This is a genomic window from Providencia sp. PROV236 (assembly GCF_033676985.1).
GTDB lineage: Bacteria > Pseudomonadota > Gammaproteobacteria > Enterobacterales > Enterobacteriaceae > Providencia > Providencia manganoxydans.
The window spans coordinates 2849586-2866544 of the sequence record NZ_CP096297.1 but is presented as its reverse complement, the minus strand read 5'-3'; the positions used below and the strand labels follow the sequence as shown (position 1 = coordinate 2866544).

Here is a 16959-nt window from a genome sequence, read left to right as displayed (position 1 = left end):
ATTTATCGGCTTCAAGTTAAAAAGCCTGTGCTAGGGTAAGTATGCCTAACTAGAATGCGATGACCGTTCGCCTATGAAATTGAAGAGAAATACATGACTATTCAAGCTATTGAAGGGGTGCTATCACAGCTGCAAGCGACTGCTACCCAAGCCGCCAATCACAGCAAACCTATTATTGAGCCTGTAGGATTTGCGGATCATCTTGTGTCAGCTGTGGAGCAAATTAATGACGTCAGAAACCACTCGGCGAAACAGATCGAAGATTTTACCTTGGGGAAAGAGAATGTATCGCTCAATGATGTCATGGTGGATATGCAAAAGGCCAGCTTGAGCTTGCAGATGGGGATCCAAGTACGTAATAAGTTGGTGGCGGCATATCAAGAGGTGATGTCTATACCTGTGTAATTGGTTTACCCATTTGAATATAATGAATTAATTGCCTTATTATTGCTTTCTTGGAGCAGTGATAGGGCATTATTCATTTAAAATATCAGTTTAGCTAACATCGTTTTCGGCTATCCACTTACTATATACATTGTGAACCATTTTTGATGAGATCTTATCCGTTCATCATTAGCAGATTTGAGCGATAGTATTGGGTTTTAATAAAATAAACGTTCACGAAGGTTCGCGGGTTGTTGTTGCTCAATTTCAATATCAATAATCGGTTTACTGGGTCTTTTGGTCGTTCTGCTAGATTGTGCATATTGGCTAAATTTATGAAAGAACAAAATCAGTAATGAGAGATTATTAATATAGAACAAGGTGTTAATTAAAGTTAATTTTTTCTAGACGTTTTTTATTAATCAAAGTAGGGGATTAGACTTTGATTGAGAGGGGCGGTTTTTAGTTAGAGTTCTGCACTTTTAACTGAAATGAAAAATAGAGGAGGAATGCAATTAATAGAATCTGTATATGAAATGAATGATGGTGAGGCTAAAGAGAGAGATGATAATAGCATTTTTTGTTGTATAGCTTAAGACATTAAATTTAACAGTAAAGAGTTAATACTCATTAAATGGAATTTTTATTTACCTACGTTATAGTTAAGATGAATTATCTATTTTTTCTCTAATACTTCTTGTTCAATACGTTACGCATGCCTCTCAATTACTAATTAATTGATTTTTAATTAATAATATTTTTGGTTGCTCATATGTTTAAATTAACAGTGATTATGTTTTTTTAAAAAAGGAAATGTATTTTCAAAGTAAACTATATCAAAAAAATTAAATTTGTAACAAAATGAAAATATCGTTAATTATATTAACATACACCAAATATGAATAACCCATAATAAGAGTATTTCAAATACCCATATTATGGGTTATTTTCTCAATGTTTTGATATTATTGGCTTAAATTAAACGATATATTGCATATAACGATCAATAATTTATTTTTGATAGTTATTTTCTATTAAAATTTTAAGATCGATCGTTATAAACGTATTTACTCTCTAGGTGGTTAATCCTATATTCAACTCCAGTTAGGTGTTTTTTCGGTTTTAAAGTAACAGTTTTTTTAATTTTTATCTTATTACAGAGTCATTTTTTAAGAGTAATAAGATACTAAGATAAATTGAGTAAATTATTTATTGTTGGTTTATATTATGACAAAAAATAAAGAGTTATTACGAAAGGAGATTGGAAGCTTTTTAAAAAAAGCAAGAAAGAATCAATCTCTCACAGGACATCAATTGGGCAGATTAATGCAGGTTAGTCAGCAACAAATTTCGCGCTATGAACGAGGCGAATCCGGCATTAATATTGAAACTCTCGATGTTATGCTCGATATTTTAGGGAAAAGCTGGTCAGAATTTTTTTTCTCCGTCATGATTAATTATTCAGATGATATGATGGAAATGAGAATACAGGAAAGAAAGCACTTTCTATAGAAGTTTACTTTTCTATTTAATAATGAGTATGAAAAAATATTCTATAGGCTATTTATAGCCTATAGGATCGACTATCTCGCTTAGCGATAAATAAGGGACTTAAATAGCAACAGGATGATGCTGTTATTAATGATGTAACTTTTACGTTTCAAAAAAAATGAAATTAACACCTTTATTTAAAAGGTGAATGGTTTCTATTGTCTTTTTACTAGAAAGGAAAAATAAATGAAATTAACTAAATTAGCGATTGCAACTGTATTTGCGGCATCTGTTGTTCCATTCAGCTCAATGGCCGATAACACAGGGACAATTAACTTTGTGGGCTCTGTTGTTAACACACCTTGTAATATTGAGCAGTCTTCTCTGAAACAAACTGTTGATTTTGGGCAGCTGTCACGTAAGGCTCTGGAAAGTGGTAAAGCGGCGGAAGCGGATTTCGATATCAAATTTACAGGCTGTGATTTTGCTAACTTTGGCAAAGATACTGAAGGTAAACCTGTAGCAGTGAAATCAATGGAATTGGTATTTACTGGCCAAACTTATGCAGATAAAGACAATACATTGTTGGCAACTTCAGCAGGAAATGCAAACAACCTTGGTATTTTGATCGACGGTTTCGAGTTCGGTAAAGCGACCGACGTATTACCTCGTATTGCAAACCAAACTGGTGATAACACATTAACTTTCAAGGCACTAGCTAAAGCAGTTGATACAACTAAAGATGTGGCTGAAGGTAAATTCAGTGCTATCTCTAACTTCCGTATCACATATCAATAAGTCGATAAATTGACCGCCAGCGAACACTGGCGGCCAATCTTGCTCACGAAGAGGGGCAAACGGTAATTTCTCCCTCTTCGTATTTCAATTGAAAATCAATAAATTGATTTTCTTCGAATATTTAACAACCTCTAGTGACTGCCGTCAAACAGTTTTTGTTTGTTAACAGTCAGATTACGGGCGGATTTTTGATGCCTGTTAGGGAGAGATGGGTGGCTGTTTATCAACATGTTGGTCTGCAAATAACAGGGATCTTATTTTCGCTTATCTTTGGTGGTACACCAGTTTTTGCCGCGAAAGAGGTGGGTATGCGCCATGAAGGGGTGACTCAACTTGTTGGCAGTGTGATCTCGACGCCATGTTCGATTGTGATGTCAAATCGTTATCAAACGGTCGATTTTTCATCTTTAACGATGACCAAGCTTTCAACGGCGGTAGAACGAGAACAACAAACTCGGCCATTTGATATTGAGCTTCGTGATTGTGGCAGTGTGTATAGCACTATTGATAGCAAAACATGGACGATACGTTTTGATGGGCAAGGAGCTGACAATATCCATGCATTTGTCTTACAAGGGCCTTCCCAAGGTTTGGGAGTCTCTGTGCTTGATAACACGAAAAATATCTTGATACCTGGAGAAAGCTACCCTTTGTTTAAGAGTGTGTTACGGCAAGGTAAATCAGGGCAAACCCTCTTTTTACGTTATTTTTTACGGCTAGAACTGACCGGGAAACCGTTACAAGCAGGAAGTTATCAGGGGTTAGTTCGTTTTTTTATCGATTATCAATAAAGCATAGAAACACTTCTTCAATAATAACATTGAGGACGGCATTTTTGTTGTCTTTGGGATGGTACAGAGCATGATGTTCAAACTTAGCAAAATAAGGCTGGCCGTTTTATTGGCGGTGAGCGTCAGTGCATGCACGGCGTATGCAACAGAATTCAATACGGATGTATTGGATGCAGAAGATATGCAAAACGTGGATATGAGCCAATTTTCTGTTGCCGGTTATGTGCCTCCCGGAAACTATGTATTAACTGTTTTTGTTAACGGGCAGCGCTTAGGCGCACCTCGTGATATTGCGGTTCTTGAACAAAATGACCAGCACCAAGCAATTTGTATACCGGCTAATTTATTGGATCTGATTGGTTTGAAAGATTCGGCAAAAGAAAAAGTCACGACTTACGATGATGGCCAGTGCCTTGATCTTTCCGCATTAAAAGGTATGCAATCGATAATTGAATTGCCTACGCTATCACTGAAAATTACTATTCCACAATTATGGATGGAATACCGTGATCCTAACTGGGTCCCGCCTGCATTATGGGAAGAAGGGATTAATGGGGCTTTTGTTGATTACAACGCGAATGTTTCGGTGACCGAAGAGAACAAAGGCAACAAGCGTACTTATTTATCTGCTAATGGTACGGCGGGTATTAACCTCGGTGCTTGGCGTTTACGTGGCGACTATAACGCAACCTATCAAAAGCAGCACGGCGGCAGCAACCCACAAGAAACGCATAATTTTGATTTTAGCCGATTGTATGCGTTTACGTCCTTGAAGAAACTTGCCTCCATTTTAACCATTGGTGAAAACTACTTCTATTCCGATGTATTTGAGTCATGGCAATACACAGGCCTTTCCTTAGAAAGTGACGACCGTATGTTACCGCCTAAATTGGTAGGTTATGCACCAGAAATTATTGGTGTGGCAAATACCAATGCTACGGTCATTGTGCGTAGCCAAGATCGAATTATTTTAGAAACTACGGTACCACCGGGCCCATTCCGTATTCAGACGTTAGACAGTGGTGTACGTGGTGTACTTGATGTGACGGTGCGTGAAGAAAATGGTGAAGAGAAAAAATTTAGCCTCAGTACGGCCTCGCTGCCTTATTTAACCCGTCCCGGACGCATTATTTATAAGTTAGTTGCTGGTAAAACGCGCTATGACGGCCATAACCTGACTGGTAAACCTGTGGTTGGTGGTGAATTGTCGTATGGTTTATCCAATGCATGGTCACTGTATGGGGGCTCGCAACTTAATGGTGATTACCAAACTGCGGCGATTGGTATTGGTCGAGACTTGTTTGCTTTCGGTGCTTTGTCATTCGATATTACACAGTCTTTTGCCCATTTTACCAACCAAACTCTGCAAGGACGCTCATTTCGCCTCAACTATGCAAAGTCGTTTGATGCATTACGTACGGATATTACCTTCGCAGGCTACCGATTTGCGGATAGAAATTACCGCACACTCACTCAGTTTATGGATCAAGAACGCACAGGGTACGTGGTGCGAGCACCAAAAGAAAACTATCAAATTTATTTGAATAAGTATTTTGATAATTTCAATTTATCGCTGAATTATCAATACAGTACTTATTGGCAAGATAAGCCACAGACACAGTATGGATTATATGCCAGCACGAATATCAGTATTCCTGTGCTATCGCAACAAGATGCCAATATTTCATTATCGGCAACGCGTACTGAGCGTGATAACGGCTATAAAGATGATGCGATCAACCTGTATTTAACGATCCCTTTGTATAGCGGGCACAATATTACCTTTTCCGAGCTGTATTCGCGCGCCGGAGGTAATAACCAATATAACCATAGTGTTGGGTATAGCGGCTATAGCGACCGTGATAATTACAGCCTGAATGTTGGCTATAACCATGGACAAAATATGGAAAGTCAATCGAGTATCAGTGGCTATTATTCACGTGACTTATCGCAAGCTAACTTATCGGCGAACGCCAGTTATGTGCCGCAACAATACCGTAGTTTTGGGGCTTCAATTAACAGTGGGATCACTGCGACGGCTCACGGGGTCGCTTTACACCGTAGCGCGAATGGCGATACGCGTCTAATGATTGAAACACCGGGGGTGGGTGATGTGCCTCTAGATAGCGGTGTGATCAAAACTAACCGTTTTGGGCTTGCGGTTATTCCTAACGTGAATAGTTATCGTAAATCGACAGCATCGATTAACACCAGCCAGCTACCGGAGAATTTAGAAACATTGGAGTCAACGACGGATATCACCTTAACCAAAGGCGCGATTGGTTATCGCAGCTTATCGGTGATGAAAGGTGAAAAGCTATTTGCCATTTTATCGTTGAATAATGGTAAAAATCCGCCGTTTGGTGCCAGTGTACGTAATACCGATAATCGTGAATTAGGCATTGTTGGAGAGGATGGGGTGACGTGGTTGGTTGGTATTTCCCCTCAAGAGACACTCTCTGTTTATTGGGCCGGAGAAAAGCAATGTGAATTACGAATACCTGACAATATCACATCATTATCAAGCATGTTATTGCTGCCATGCTCTCCAGTCAGTCCTGCATTATCAACGGTTAATGCAACGCCAGCAAAATAATTTTTTAGTTCGTTTTATGAGGTCAATTATGTTGAATTTAGGTCATGGGTTATATCGTGTACTCGCAGGGGTTGCAGCATTAGTTTCAATCAGTGCTTACAGCGCCGTTACATTAGATAGAACTCGTATTATTTTTCCGGGCTCTGAAAAGTCAATTAACGTGACTATTTCGAATGATAATCCAGAAGAAGCTTACTTAGCGCAAAGTTGGATTGAGGACTTACAGGGTAATAAACTGACTAAAGGCGCAATTTTGGCAACTCCTCCATTACAGCGTGTTGAGCCTAATAGTACCAGTTTAGTGCGTTTAAGTACGACGCCTGAATTGAGCAAACTGCCACAAGACCGAGAGTCAGTGTTTTACTTCAATTTGCGTGAAGTACCGCCAAAATCTACCGATGGCAATACATTACAAATCGCGTTGCAATCACGAGTAAAACTGTTTTATCGCCCAAGTGCTATTTTGGCTGAGTCGGAAACAAAGTGGGCACATAAGGTCACATTAACCAAAACCGCAAAAGGTTATCGCATCAACAATAACACCCCCTTTAATTTAACCGTAATTGGGTTAGGAAATAGTAAAGCGGCCTCCGAACAAAATTCATTTGATGTCGTCATGGTGCCACCTAAGTCAGTACAAGATGTAGTGTCGCCAGCGTTATCCACACCGTATCTCACGTACATTAATGATTATGGCGGCAAGCCGACGCTGGCGTTTCGTTGCCAAGGTGATACATGCGCTGTTACGGGTGAACAGTAATTTCAAGGGTTTGGCTAACGGGGAAAGATGATGCGCAAACACAATATTTTCATGAGATTAACATGGTACAAAGCGGCATTACTCATTGCGTGCAGTGTATTCGGTCAATTGGCCAACGCTGAGCTCCCTGTGGCGAATACACCAGTAAATCAATCGGACTATGAACCGTTGCATCAAGGCCGAATACAAGTGAGTGCCACACTATTTAATGCTCCATGTAATTTAAGTCTAGATAAAACGTGGCGTTTAACAGGGTGTGGCGCGGGAAATGATTACCGAGAAATGAAATTATTTGATGCCACTGCTAATACGCCAGCAAGTATGCGATTTTATGATGTGCAACGCGATGTGTTTTCAGTGCGTTATCCGCTTTCATTGCTTAATGGGGATAATCCAATTCACCTGCCAATATTGATGAATGATCGGCATACATTGCGTTTAGAGGTGAGCTATGAATAAGGCTACGATGCATTTTTGGCTGCTTCCTGTGGTACTTCTAAGTTGTCCGCCTCAGACATGGGCAGCGAATAGCTTGGATGTTGAGTTTAGTGGCGAATTGGTCAGTACTGCATGCCAAGTAGCAGCGGAATCCATCAATAAAAAGATCACACTGTACAACTTACGTTGGCAATTTATTAATGAAAATACAACCAGTGCAGTGACGCCTTTTTCCATTGCCATTGATAAATGCAGTGAAACGGATTTGCAAAAAAGTATCAAACTGACTTGGAAAAGTCAGGAATTAGTCAACATTGGTGGTGATAGTTTTTTAACTACCAAAGGTGACAGTGGGGTGGTGCTAGGGATCATTGATCAAGATGAAAAACCTATTGTATGGAATCAACCCATGACTATTGGTGATGTCAATGTTGTTGAAGGTTTACAGCAATTCGACTTTGGTGTTTTTGTTCGCAAGCCAGCTACGGGTGAAGCCAAGATTGGCGATTTTTCCAGTATCGTGACCTTTAATGTGGAGTACGAATAGTGAATATACTCAAACAAATAAAAAAAACACTAGGGTTACTGTTATTGTTCGTCACATTAGAGAGTTCAGCTGACGTTTTAGTGGATGTTACCGCCACTATGGTCGATCCAGCTTGTAATATTCGTAGTGAGAACAGCAGTTCCCCCATGAAAATTGGTTTTGGCACACTTAACCCTGAAGCGCTGAGTAAGTCTGCGGTGGTGAAGGAGTTTTCACTTTATATTTCTGGTTGTAATTTCAATAACGCGTTAGCGATCGTGCTAAATCCTAAAGGAGGAAGCACCTTGTTATATAACGGAAAAAATATTCTCGCCACCAGTACCGATGGCTTAGGGATTGATTTTAAAGAAGTGACGGGTGGAACGGTGCGTGCGCTGGAAATGAGTAAAAAGCAACGAATCTATCCCGAACGGGTGGATGCGACATTATACCGTATGGATTTACAGGCGCAGTTAGTCAATGCGGTGCCAATCAATCAGTTGGTGCTGGGGAAATTTACTTCAACTGTCACCCTTGCTGTGACTTATAACTAGTAGGATCATTTTATTATGTTGGATTTAAAAGGTACTATTCCTACACACTGGTTGCAGTCTTTTCATAAAAAGAAAATTTGGTGTAGTTTAATTTCATTGGGTAGTTTATTGCTTCCATCAATTGCATTAGCAAACTACGCCCCGATGATCCAAGACCCAAATGATGGATATTTAATTCAGCTCGCTAGCAATAGTTCCATAGCTTCTACCCCTGTGGTTGGTTCTGATGGTAAAAACTATTATCGTGTGGGTAGCCCGATAGTGATTAATGGTAGCGGTCCTTCTGTTAGCGTAACAGGCACAGCAAGGTGTATTGGTAGAACATGGGGGGGAATGAGCACAAATATTGGTAGTGATAGTGCTTACCATAGGCTATTTATATATGCACCTTCAGCGGGGACGACGGTCGATGGTAAAACAGGTTATCGCGTTAATAGTAATGTCGTGATGACAGTTGATAGTAAAATGCTCAATTGGTTGAATATTACAGGTGCTACTGCTTGTGCTAATGCTTCGAGTGGATCGACACAGTCAGCCTCTGGTTTTGCAGTACAATTTCCAATTACAGTGACATTTTATATTAATGAAAGAATTATTGATGGTCAGGTAGTTATTGCTTCTATGCCACTTGGGGGCTATGTACGTGCATTTATGAGCCCTAAAACGCCTCCAACATACACATCTTGGCCATTAGGTGAAACCACAGTACCAATGCGATTACTTTCTTCAACATTAAATGTAGGTTCTTCTTGTACAACCATGACCAGCACGGGACTAGCGGGCACAGTTAACTTACGTCATGGGCAGTTAAATACGCTAAATTATGACAGTGTAGTCACAGAGAAAGTCACCTATAACTGTAAATTTTCCATGTCAACAAAAGTTAGATTACGTCTCGATTATGCTACCGACGGCGACCCACAGAAACGTTTGCCGATGACCAGTAGTCAAAATAATAAAATTTATAGCGATTTGAGCATGACCGATGAAATAACCGGTCAAACGGGAAAAGATTTTAAAGTTGATATTAAAGATTTAAGAACCATTAAGATAACCAGTCATATTCAAGGCAGTAATGCTGTAGCAGGTGACTATAAAGGCTCCGCTTGGCTGATAGCGACATTTGATTAAGTTGTCTTTTATTTATAAATAGTGCCAGTCAAGGCACTATTTTTACTTACGAATAACTAGAAATAATGGATTACCAGCCAATCGCAACGCCAGCACCAACAACTGCACTGTCTGAATTATTCCAAGAGACAGAACTACGTAAGTTAACGTTTTCTTTGATTTGATATTGCGCCCCGACAGCGACAGCATTGCCATTACGGTAGTTACCTAAACCAGCACCAAGGCTAAAGCGTGTATTCATAGCATAAGGAATATTCGACATCGCAGCGACGGAAGCGATGCCTGAATTCGCTTGTTTAGTCGTTTTGCTGATTTTTTTCTCCATTTGAGAAAAATGAGCCGTATTTTCACTTTGAGCTTTATTAAAGTCTTCACGAAGAACGGTAAGTTTTTTTACATTTTCAGAATGCTTTTTATGATATTTTTTATCAGCTAAATCAATTTTATCATAAATATGAAGGTTGTTATGAGAAATAGCCTGTTGAGTATTTTTATCGATTTCTGACATCTTGGGCTCTAGCTCACGATATATATCTTCCATATCTTGATTGATTATTTTATAGATGTGGTCTTCTAAAGTAGATGGTGGATCGGTAATCAGTTTATTATGGTTGCCAAAAAGAGTTCGCAGACGATGCTCTTCATATTTTTTCATCACTGCTTTTTTATGTTCTATAGACGGTTTTTCAGTTGGTATTTCCGATAATGTTTCTGAGATAGCAACAATTGGCTCGATGAGAATAGAAGAAAGAGGTAACGCGAACGAGGTAGTTGATAACGAAGAGGTTAGTATCAATGTAAGTGAACTAACAATAAATCCTTTTTTCATTATATATCCTATATAAATTAATCAAATCTACTTTGCATTCTTTGCCGTAGATTCATTATGTTATACTGGATTTCACCAAGCAAAAACTCAGTAATAACGCATCATTAAATCGTGAATAGTGATTATTTCTTATTAAGCCAAATAATAAGGGAAATATATTCATCTAATTAATTGCTTCAATGTCTAATTATTGCGTTTTAAAGTTATTAAATAGTTAATCAACGACGACGTGGATCTGCGGTGATAAATTACCTGACGTTGGCTAAAGCACGAATACAATGAAATTCATTGTAGGAAGGGTAATAAACAGAAGTTGTCATATATAAGCTAATTTATTTAGCCCCCATTAATTGTTTTTTAGCGTGTTTTTTTTACGATAACATGTTATTTTTCTGTGAAATTTTATTTCGCTGTGTTTTTGATATTGGCAACAATGCCATTTTTTGCATCTTATCGTAAATTTAAACAGACGATAATGAGTTATAGCTTAAGTCAAGAGTGTGATTGAAGGATCTTTGAATTATGGCAGTAAGAGAGATTATTGAGATACCGGATGAAAGGCTGCGAGTACACTGTCACCCTGTGACTGATGTTGCTGCGGTACAAGGTTTGATCGATGATTTATTGGATACTATGTATAGCACCGATAATGGTATTGGTTTGGCGGCGACTCAGATAGGTGCATCGCAATCGGTGATGGTGATTGATATTTCTGAAAACCGTGACCAACCGATGGTGTTTGTTAATCCTGAAATTATTGAAAGTGAAGGGGAAACTAGCTATCAAGAGGGTTGTCTATCTGTCCCTGAAATTTACGCAGATGTTCCACGTTTTCAACGTGTTAAGGTCAAAGCATTAGATAGAGACGGCAATGAATTTATCGTCGATTCCGATGAGTTTTTAGCTATCGTGATGCAACATGAGATTGATCATCTACACGGTAAAGTGTTTCTTGATCATTTATCAACATTGAAACGTAATATGTTATTGAAAAAGCTAAAAAAACAGCAACGATTAAAGCAATAATTGAGTAGGCTCCATTGTTTCTACCCTAAATAATTCGAGATGTAATCAATAAGTGTATGTGACTAGTGCGGGAGAGCAACGTCACCATGCCTTAATCTAAACGGCTACAGCTTGATGTGAAGTGGTTATGAAGTGTCAGGTAGGGCGCCTGACACACATAACTACTCAAGAGGCTTTATTGTTTTTGGCGTGTCTGGCTGATTAAATTGGCCATAGCTGTTATTCAGTGCCCGAGTTTGATCTAATTGTTTAATTTCTTTACTTAAAAAATCTAGATGCTGCTGTAAATAGGTTTTGGTTACGCGTTCATTTTCAATGATTTGCTGCAACATTATCACTAATTCATTTGTGATGGGGTGTTGCGCTCCGAGCTCATGTGACAATTGCGTCAAATTTTCGACAGCATGGACATACTCTGTTTCGCGGGCGATTAACTGTTCCCACTCTTTTGCTTGTGCCAGTGCGACTAAATTTTCACTTAATACTAAAACATCACGGTAGATTTCATGTAAATCGATAGATTTATGACTATTCACCTGTTTATATTTCATCCACATTTGCTCCGATTTGCTGCCAAGTTGACGCAAGATCGGAGAGTAATTGGTAAACTTCTTGTATATAGGCCACATTATTTTCAAGGTTAGCCTTGAGTAAGCGGATCACCATGTAGTCATAAAGGCTCGCTAAATTATCCGCAATTTCACCACCTGCATCATGATTTAGCGCATGTTTTAAACCAGTATCAATGATATCAATTGCTTTGGAAAGTTCTTTACCTTTCGCGGCAATCTCATTTTGCTGCATAAAAATCTCAGCGCGTTTCAGGGCGCTTAATGCGCCCTTATATAAAATACTGATGAGTTGATAGGGGGTAGCGTTGATAATTTCACTTTCTATATCAACTTGTTGATAAGCTTGTTTTGCTTTTTGTTGGTACATATTAATTAACCTAAGAGTCTACCTAAAGAATTACTGGTACTAGTGAGCGAGTTCATCATTTTATCGAGATTTTGGAACTGACGGCGGTAGCCGTCCATAGTGCTTTCGATTTGTTTATTGGTTTGTTCAATACGTTTATCGAGGCTTTTCTTTTTCTTTTGCAGGCCATCAGTGGCGTTATGTATTGTTCCTTCTTTGTTATCAAGGGTCTTTTTCAAATATTCGAAGTTCTCAGTACCAAAACCCGTTTCTTTGCCATCGCCCATAAAGAAGGTTTTGACGCTAGCAGCGTTTTCTTTTAATGCTTCTTCAAACTTTTTATTATCGATCTCTAATGTACCGTCTAATTTTTGTTTGATCCCCAGTTTATTCAGAGTATCAATTTCACCACTTTGTTGTGCCGCTCGAACATGGGTACGCAGTTGGCTTTGGATCCCACGCAATGTAGAGTCACCAATGAGCGGGCCATTGGTTTTATCAGGTTCAGAGCCTTTATCTGTCGGTGTATATTTGGTTAGCTCAGTCGCTAGAGTTTGAAATTCATTATAGGCATCGACCCACGCTTTGATTTTAGCTTTAGCGGGTTCGATGTCGGAGGAAATAATTAAATGATCAGTTTTTGATGCTTCAGTTTCTTGTTTAAGCGTTAAGGTGAGACCAGGAAACAGGTCTTTCGCTTCATTGGTCTGTGATTCAAGTTCAAAGCCGTCGATGATTAATTGCGCATTTTGCGGTGCAACTTTTTGCTCCATATCAGGTGCGCCATTGATGATGACTTTATTATCTGCACCTAATTCTGATTTAACATTCATTAGGTTAGCTAGGTCATCATCACCGTCCACCTTGATATTGATACGGTGATCGGTACCTTCTTTTTTGGAGGTAAAGACAAGGTGATAATTATTGGTTTTATCTTTAATGATTGCCGCACTCACATTACTGTCTGTTTTATTAATTGCATCAGCAATTTCAATTAATGAAGTGTGTTCATTATCTAACTTAATAACGATGGGTTTTTTTTCAGCGGGTTGAGTAATGGTGATAGTCCGTTCTGCATTACCATTACCGAGTAGTTTTTTATTATCACTCAAACCCTTAGTAGCTATAGTTTGTGCTTTAGCTAAATTTTTAACCACAACATCGTGTACACCTGCAACCGCTTTTCCATCTGTTTTAACATCAAAGCTTTTATAGTCACCATTAACTTTAGTGGTACTGATATCACCATATTTTTTTAGATCTTCAGCGGCTTTTTTTAATTTCTCCAGTGATGATTGCATTTTGCCATAGGCACTGATTTGCGCATCATAGCTGGCTTTCTGTGTGGTTAATGGTTCCAAACGGCGCTTTTCAACCGCTTCAATTTGGCTCATTTGATTATTTAAATCTAAGTTAGCCCCGATACCGAGTGTCGCTATACCAGCCATGAATATCTCCTAAAAAATGTTCTCGTTCAGAGGTTATCGGCGAGAAGCGCGGAAATCTTAGACTATATACACAAATAGTGATGGCACGAGTTAGCGACAGAAAGCAGCGTATTTATTTCTATTGGTGATAAATAAGTGGGTTTTAGCACTCATTTTGCCGTGTAAATCATTATATAAATTAAAGATATATGCATTTAGATTAAAATATTGAAATTAATGACTAAAGACATTTTTAATCCTGTCGATAAATATTTTGACGAATTAATCATTAAGAATAGGTGGTTAATTCAATATATAATATATATGAATAGAAAGGGTTTATATAATGTCACAAGTTATCAATACCAATATTTTGTCTCTGAATACTCAGAATAATTTGAATAAGTCACAAAGTGTGTTGGGAACCGCGATTGAGCGCCTATCTTCTGGCATGCGTATCAATAGCGCAAAAGATGATGCAGCAGGTCAAGCGATCGTTAACCGTTTTACGGCTAATGTTCGTGGTTTAACTCAAGCTGCACGTAATGCCAATGACGGTATTTCAATGGCGCAAACCGCTGAAGGTGCGGTTAACGAAATTAATAATAACTTACAACGCATTCGTGAGCTGACGGTACAGGCGAAAAACGGTTCAAACTCTGAATCGGATATTAAATCACTGCAAGAAGAGGTGTCTCAACGTTTAGCAGAAATTGATCGTATCTCTGCTCAAACCGATTTTAATGGTAATAAAGTGCTGAGCAAAGAGGGTGAGATGAAAATCCAAATCGGTGCACTGGATAATCAAACCATTTCATTAGATTTTAAAAAGATTGATAGTTCAGTACTAAAAATCGATAAGGTGGATTTATCGAAGAAAGGGCAAATTGGTAATGAAATCAAAAAACTCAATGAAACTGCTACGGCGGATATAGCCGCAGTAAAATATAAAGCAGGCACTGATGAAAAACTTTATAACGTCAAAGGTACGACTAATGAGTTTTATGTTGAAATTGATAAAACGGCAAGTGGTGGCGGTAAAGAATATTATAAAATTGATAAATCTAAAATTGATACAACTTCAGGGAGCGTTGATATATCGGGAGTTACCCAAGAAGCAACGGCTCCGACAACAGCAACAACTTTAGGTACCGAAATCGCTGATGGGGCTGTAGCTATTGCCGCAGTACCAGCCAAAGCCGCCATTAAACTAGATGCTGGACAAGAACTGTTCCAAAAATTAGAAACTGATGGCAGTGTAGCTACTGATAAATTCTTAATTAAAAAAGATGATCAGTATTTTGAAGTTAGCAGAAGCGACTTTGATGCCACTTCAGGTAAGCTGAGTTCAGCTATTGTTGCTACTAAGCTTGACCCAACGAAGGCGATTACGACCGATATCCATGATGAGCCATTAAAAGCATTAGATGAAGCGCTGAAAACCGTGGATAGCATGCGCTCTACATTAGGTGCGGTACAAAACCGTATGGAATCAACCGTCACAAACCTTCAAAATACCGTTGTTAGCTTGAGTGCTGCACGTAGTCGCATTCAAGATGCGGATTTTGCTACTGAAGTGTCCAATATGACCAAAGGGCAAACTTTACAACAAGCCGGTATGGCGGTGTTAGCACAAGCTAACCAAACGACTCAAAGTGTTCTAAGCCTATTACGTTAATTTAAGTCTCTGGTTATCTCAGGTTAGGCACTCTGACTTGAGGTAACTTTTATTTTATTGATTACACCAATGCACTTCTCATACCGACATTTCTTGCTATAAAAAGACCTTATCTTTATCACCTTTGCTAAAACACCCACCAATTAAACGATAAATCTAAAGCATTCGGAAAATAAATATCTTATTGTTATTCATGGTAATTATTATTTGCTTTGTTTTATTTCGGAAATTATTTGTTGAAAACCCTAAAGGCCTTTTTGCTGCCGCCGATAATCATATTCGTGGCAACAATGGAATGGCTTAATAAATCAGCCTTCCTTATTATTATCGAATAACAAGGACTTATATCATGGCACAGGTCATCAACACTAATGTTCTGTCTCTGACAACACAAAATAACTTAAACCGTTCACAAGGTGTACTGGGTACCGCAATTGAGCGTTTGTCTTCCGGTTCACGTATCAACAGCGCAAAAGATGATGCTGCGGGTCAAGCGATTGCTAACCGTTTTACATCTAATGTTAGAGGTCTAACTCAGGCATCTCGTAACGCTAACGACGGTATTTCAATGGCGCAAACCACGGAAGGCGCATTGAACGAAATCAACTCTAACTTACAACGTATTCGTGAGCTGACTGTTCAAGCAAAAACCGGTTCTAACTCTGAATCAGATATTAAATCGATTCAGGAAGAAGTCGATCAACGTTTAAAAGAAATCGACCGTATTTCTGAACAAACTCAATTTAACGGTGTTAAAGTTCTGAGCGGCGAAAAGCCAACTATGACTGTGCAAGTGGGGACTAACGATAAAGAAAAAATCAGCTTTGATCTGAAAAAAGTCGATAGCTCAACTTTAAATGTTAAAGGTTTTAAAGTGGGAGCTGAGTCTTCTGCTATTAGAGAAAGTGATTTAACAGAGAAAAAAGCTGCTGATATTGCAGCAGCAGACTCAGATGGTAAGGTTGCAGCTGACTTAGGAAAAGTCACTGTTAACTATGCAGGTAAAGAACAAAAAGATGTTGCTGTAACTAAAGCTTTTACAGATAAAGACGGTAATTATTATGTAACTGCAACCGTTAAAGACGATAAAGGTGCAGATCAGTCAGTGACCTTTAAAGCAGATGAACCTGTTGTGACTAACCCTGCTGATCCTGCTAATGCGAAAACTATTCAATTTAAAGCAGGTGCTGAAGTTGAAATTCTAGCAAAAGGCTCAGCTGAAGAAAAAGCAGCAGAGAAAGCAGAACAACAACTGAAAGATCTCGATGACGCAATCAATTCAGTTGACGGTATGCGCTCTTCACTGGGTGCGATCCAAAACCGTTTCCAATCAACAATCAACAACCTGAACAACTCAGTCAACAACCTGAGTGCTGCACGTAGCCGTATCGAAGATGCTGATTTTGCTACCGAAGTATCTAACATGAGCCGCGGTCAAATTCTGCAACAAGCAGGTACCGCAGTGCTGGCACAGGCAAACCAAGTTCCACAAGGTGTGCTGAGCCTGTTGCGTTAATTTTTACTCCCTTTCTATTCTATTCTACCCAAGGCCAGACATTTCTGGCCTTTTTTATCTTGTTTAGAATGTAATTAAGAAGGTGGATCTTTATAC

Annotated in this window: 17 protein-coding genes; 13 read left to right on the top strand and 4 right to left on the bottom strand. The window is 38.9% G+C overall.

All coding sequences use genetic code 11. The features are described 5' to 3' along the window. The first annotated feature begins 93 nt into the window (after positions 1-93). The 10 genes from fliE to M1E96_RS13055 all read left to right on the top strand — a co-directional run bounded on the left by fliE (position 94) and on the right by M1E96_RS13055 (position 9469). Entirely contained in the window at positions 94-405 is a 312-nt protein-coding gene (gene fliE / locus M1E96_RS13100) for a flagellar hook-basal body complex protein FliE (RefSeq protein WP_070926102.1), read from the top strand. 1206 nt (positions 406-1611) lie between these two features. Next, on the top strand, positions 1612-1896 hold the full coding sequence (locus M1E96_RS13095; protein ID WP_070926103.1) for a helix-turn-helix domain-containing protein: 285 nt from the start codon (positions 1612-1614) through the stop codon (positions 1894-1896). Positions 1897-2121: 225 nt separating this feature from the next. Next, the gene (locus M1E96_RS13090; RefSeq protein WP_070926105.1) at positions 2122-2673 is read left to right on the top strand and encodes a fimbrial protein; all 552 of its coding nucleotides are present in this window, start codon (positions 2122-2124) and stop codon (positions 2671-2673) included. 212 nt (positions 2674-2885) lie between these two features. Next, complete coding sequence (locus M1E96_RS13085; RefSeq protein WP_140183160.1) at positions 2886-3464, top strand: fimbrial protein; 579 nt, start codon at positions 2886-2888, stop codon at positions 3462-3464. A 58-nt stretch (positions 3465-3522) separates the two neighbouring features. Then, entirely contained in the window at positions 3523-6060 is a 2538-nt protein-coding gene (locus M1E96_RS13080) for a fimbria/pilus outer membrane usher protein (RefSeq protein WP_272579600.1), read from the top strand. A 28-nt stretch (positions 6061-6088) separates the two neighbouring features. Next, positions 6089-6820 (top strand): molecular chaperone, encoded by a 732-nt coding sequence (locus M1E96_RS13075; protein WP_070926109.1) that lies wholly within the window; start codon positions 6089-6091, stop codon positions 6818-6820. Positions 6821-6847: 27 nt separating this feature from the next. Further along, positions 6848-7279 (top strand): fimbrial protein, encoded by a 432-nt coding sequence (locus M1E96_RS13070; protein WP_233445711.1) that lies wholly within the window; start codon positions 6848-6850, stop codon positions 7277-7279. Further along, positions 7272-7805 (top strand): fimbrial protein, encoded by a 534-nt coding sequence (locus M1E96_RS13065; protein ID WP_140183162.1) that lies wholly within the window; start codon positions 7272-7274, stop codon positions 7803-7805. Before M1E96_RS13070 ends, M1E96_RS13065 begins: the two co-directional genes overlap by 8 nt. Continuing rightward, on the top strand, positions 7805-8338 hold the full coding sequence (locus M1E96_RS13060; RefSeq protein WP_272579601.1) for a fimbrial protein: 534 nt from the start codon (positions 7805-7807) through the stop codon (positions 8336-8338). The genes M1E96_RS13065 and M1E96_RS13060 overlap by 1 nt, the downstream gene beginning before the upstream one ends. A gap of 15 nt (positions 8339-8353) precedes the next feature. Beyond that, on the top strand, positions 8354-9469 hold the full coding sequence (locus M1E96_RS13055) for an adhesin (RefSeq protein ID WP_272579602.1): 1116 nt from the start codon (positions 8354-8356) through the stop codon (positions 9467-9469). A gap of 70 nt (positions 9470-9539) precedes the next feature. On the opposite strand, the gene M1E96_RS13050 is transcribed toward M1E96_RS13055, so the two are convergent. Further along, complete coding sequence (locus M1E96_RS13050; RefSeq protein ID WP_272579603.1) at positions 9540-10298, bottom strand: YadA C-terminal domain-containing protein; 759 nt, start codon at positions 10296-10298, stop codon at positions 9540-9542. Positions 10299-10820: 522 nt separating this feature from the next. Here M1E96_RS13050 and def point away from each other — a divergent pair. Further along, complete coding sequence (def, locus tag M1E96_RS13045; RefSeq protein WP_070926119.1) at positions 10821-11324, top strand: peptide deformylase; 504 nt, start codon at positions 10821-10823, stop codon at positions 11322-11324. A gap of 161 nt (positions 11325-11485) precedes the next feature. Here the strand turns inward: def and fliT are convergent, their stop codons facing one another. From fliT to fliD, 3 genes are read right to left on the bottom strand one after another with little or no spacing between them, the layout of a single operon-like run. Next, positions 11486-11875: a flagellar protein FliT gene (gene fliT, locus M1E96_RS13040; protein WP_272579604.1), complete on the bottom strand. Its 390-nt coding sequence runs from the start codon at positions 11873-11875 to the stop codon at positions 11486-11488. After that, positions 11865-12263, bottom strand: coding sequence for a flagellar export chaperone FliS (gene fliS, locus M1E96_RS13035; protein ID WP_070926123.1), 399 nt, complete (start codon positions 12261-12263; stop codon positions 11865-11867). The genes fliT and fliS overlap by 11 nt, the downstream gene beginning before the upstream one ends. A 5-nt stretch (positions 12264-12268) precedes the next feature. Further along, positions 12269-13690, bottom strand: coding sequence for a flagellar filament capping protein FliD (gene fliD / locus M1E96_RS13030; protein ID WP_272579605.1), 1422 nt, complete (start codon positions 13688-13690; stop codon positions 12269-12271). Positions 13691-14015: 325 nt separating this feature from the next. Between fliD and M1E96_RS13025 the strand changes: the two genes are divergently transcribed. Then, positions 14016-15347 (top strand): FliC/FljB family flagellin, encoded by a 1332-nt coding sequence (locus tag M1E96_RS13025; RefSeq protein ID WP_319068550.1) that lies wholly within the window; start codon positions 14016-14018, stop codon positions 15345-15347. 349 nt (positions 15348-15696) lie between these two features. Continuing rightward, positions 15697-16863, top strand: coding sequence for a FliC/FljB family flagellin (locus M1E96_RS13020; protein ID WP_272579607.1), 1167 nt, complete (start codon positions 15697-15699; stop codon positions 16861-16863). The last annotated feature ends 96 nt before the right edge of the window (positions 16864-16959 follow it).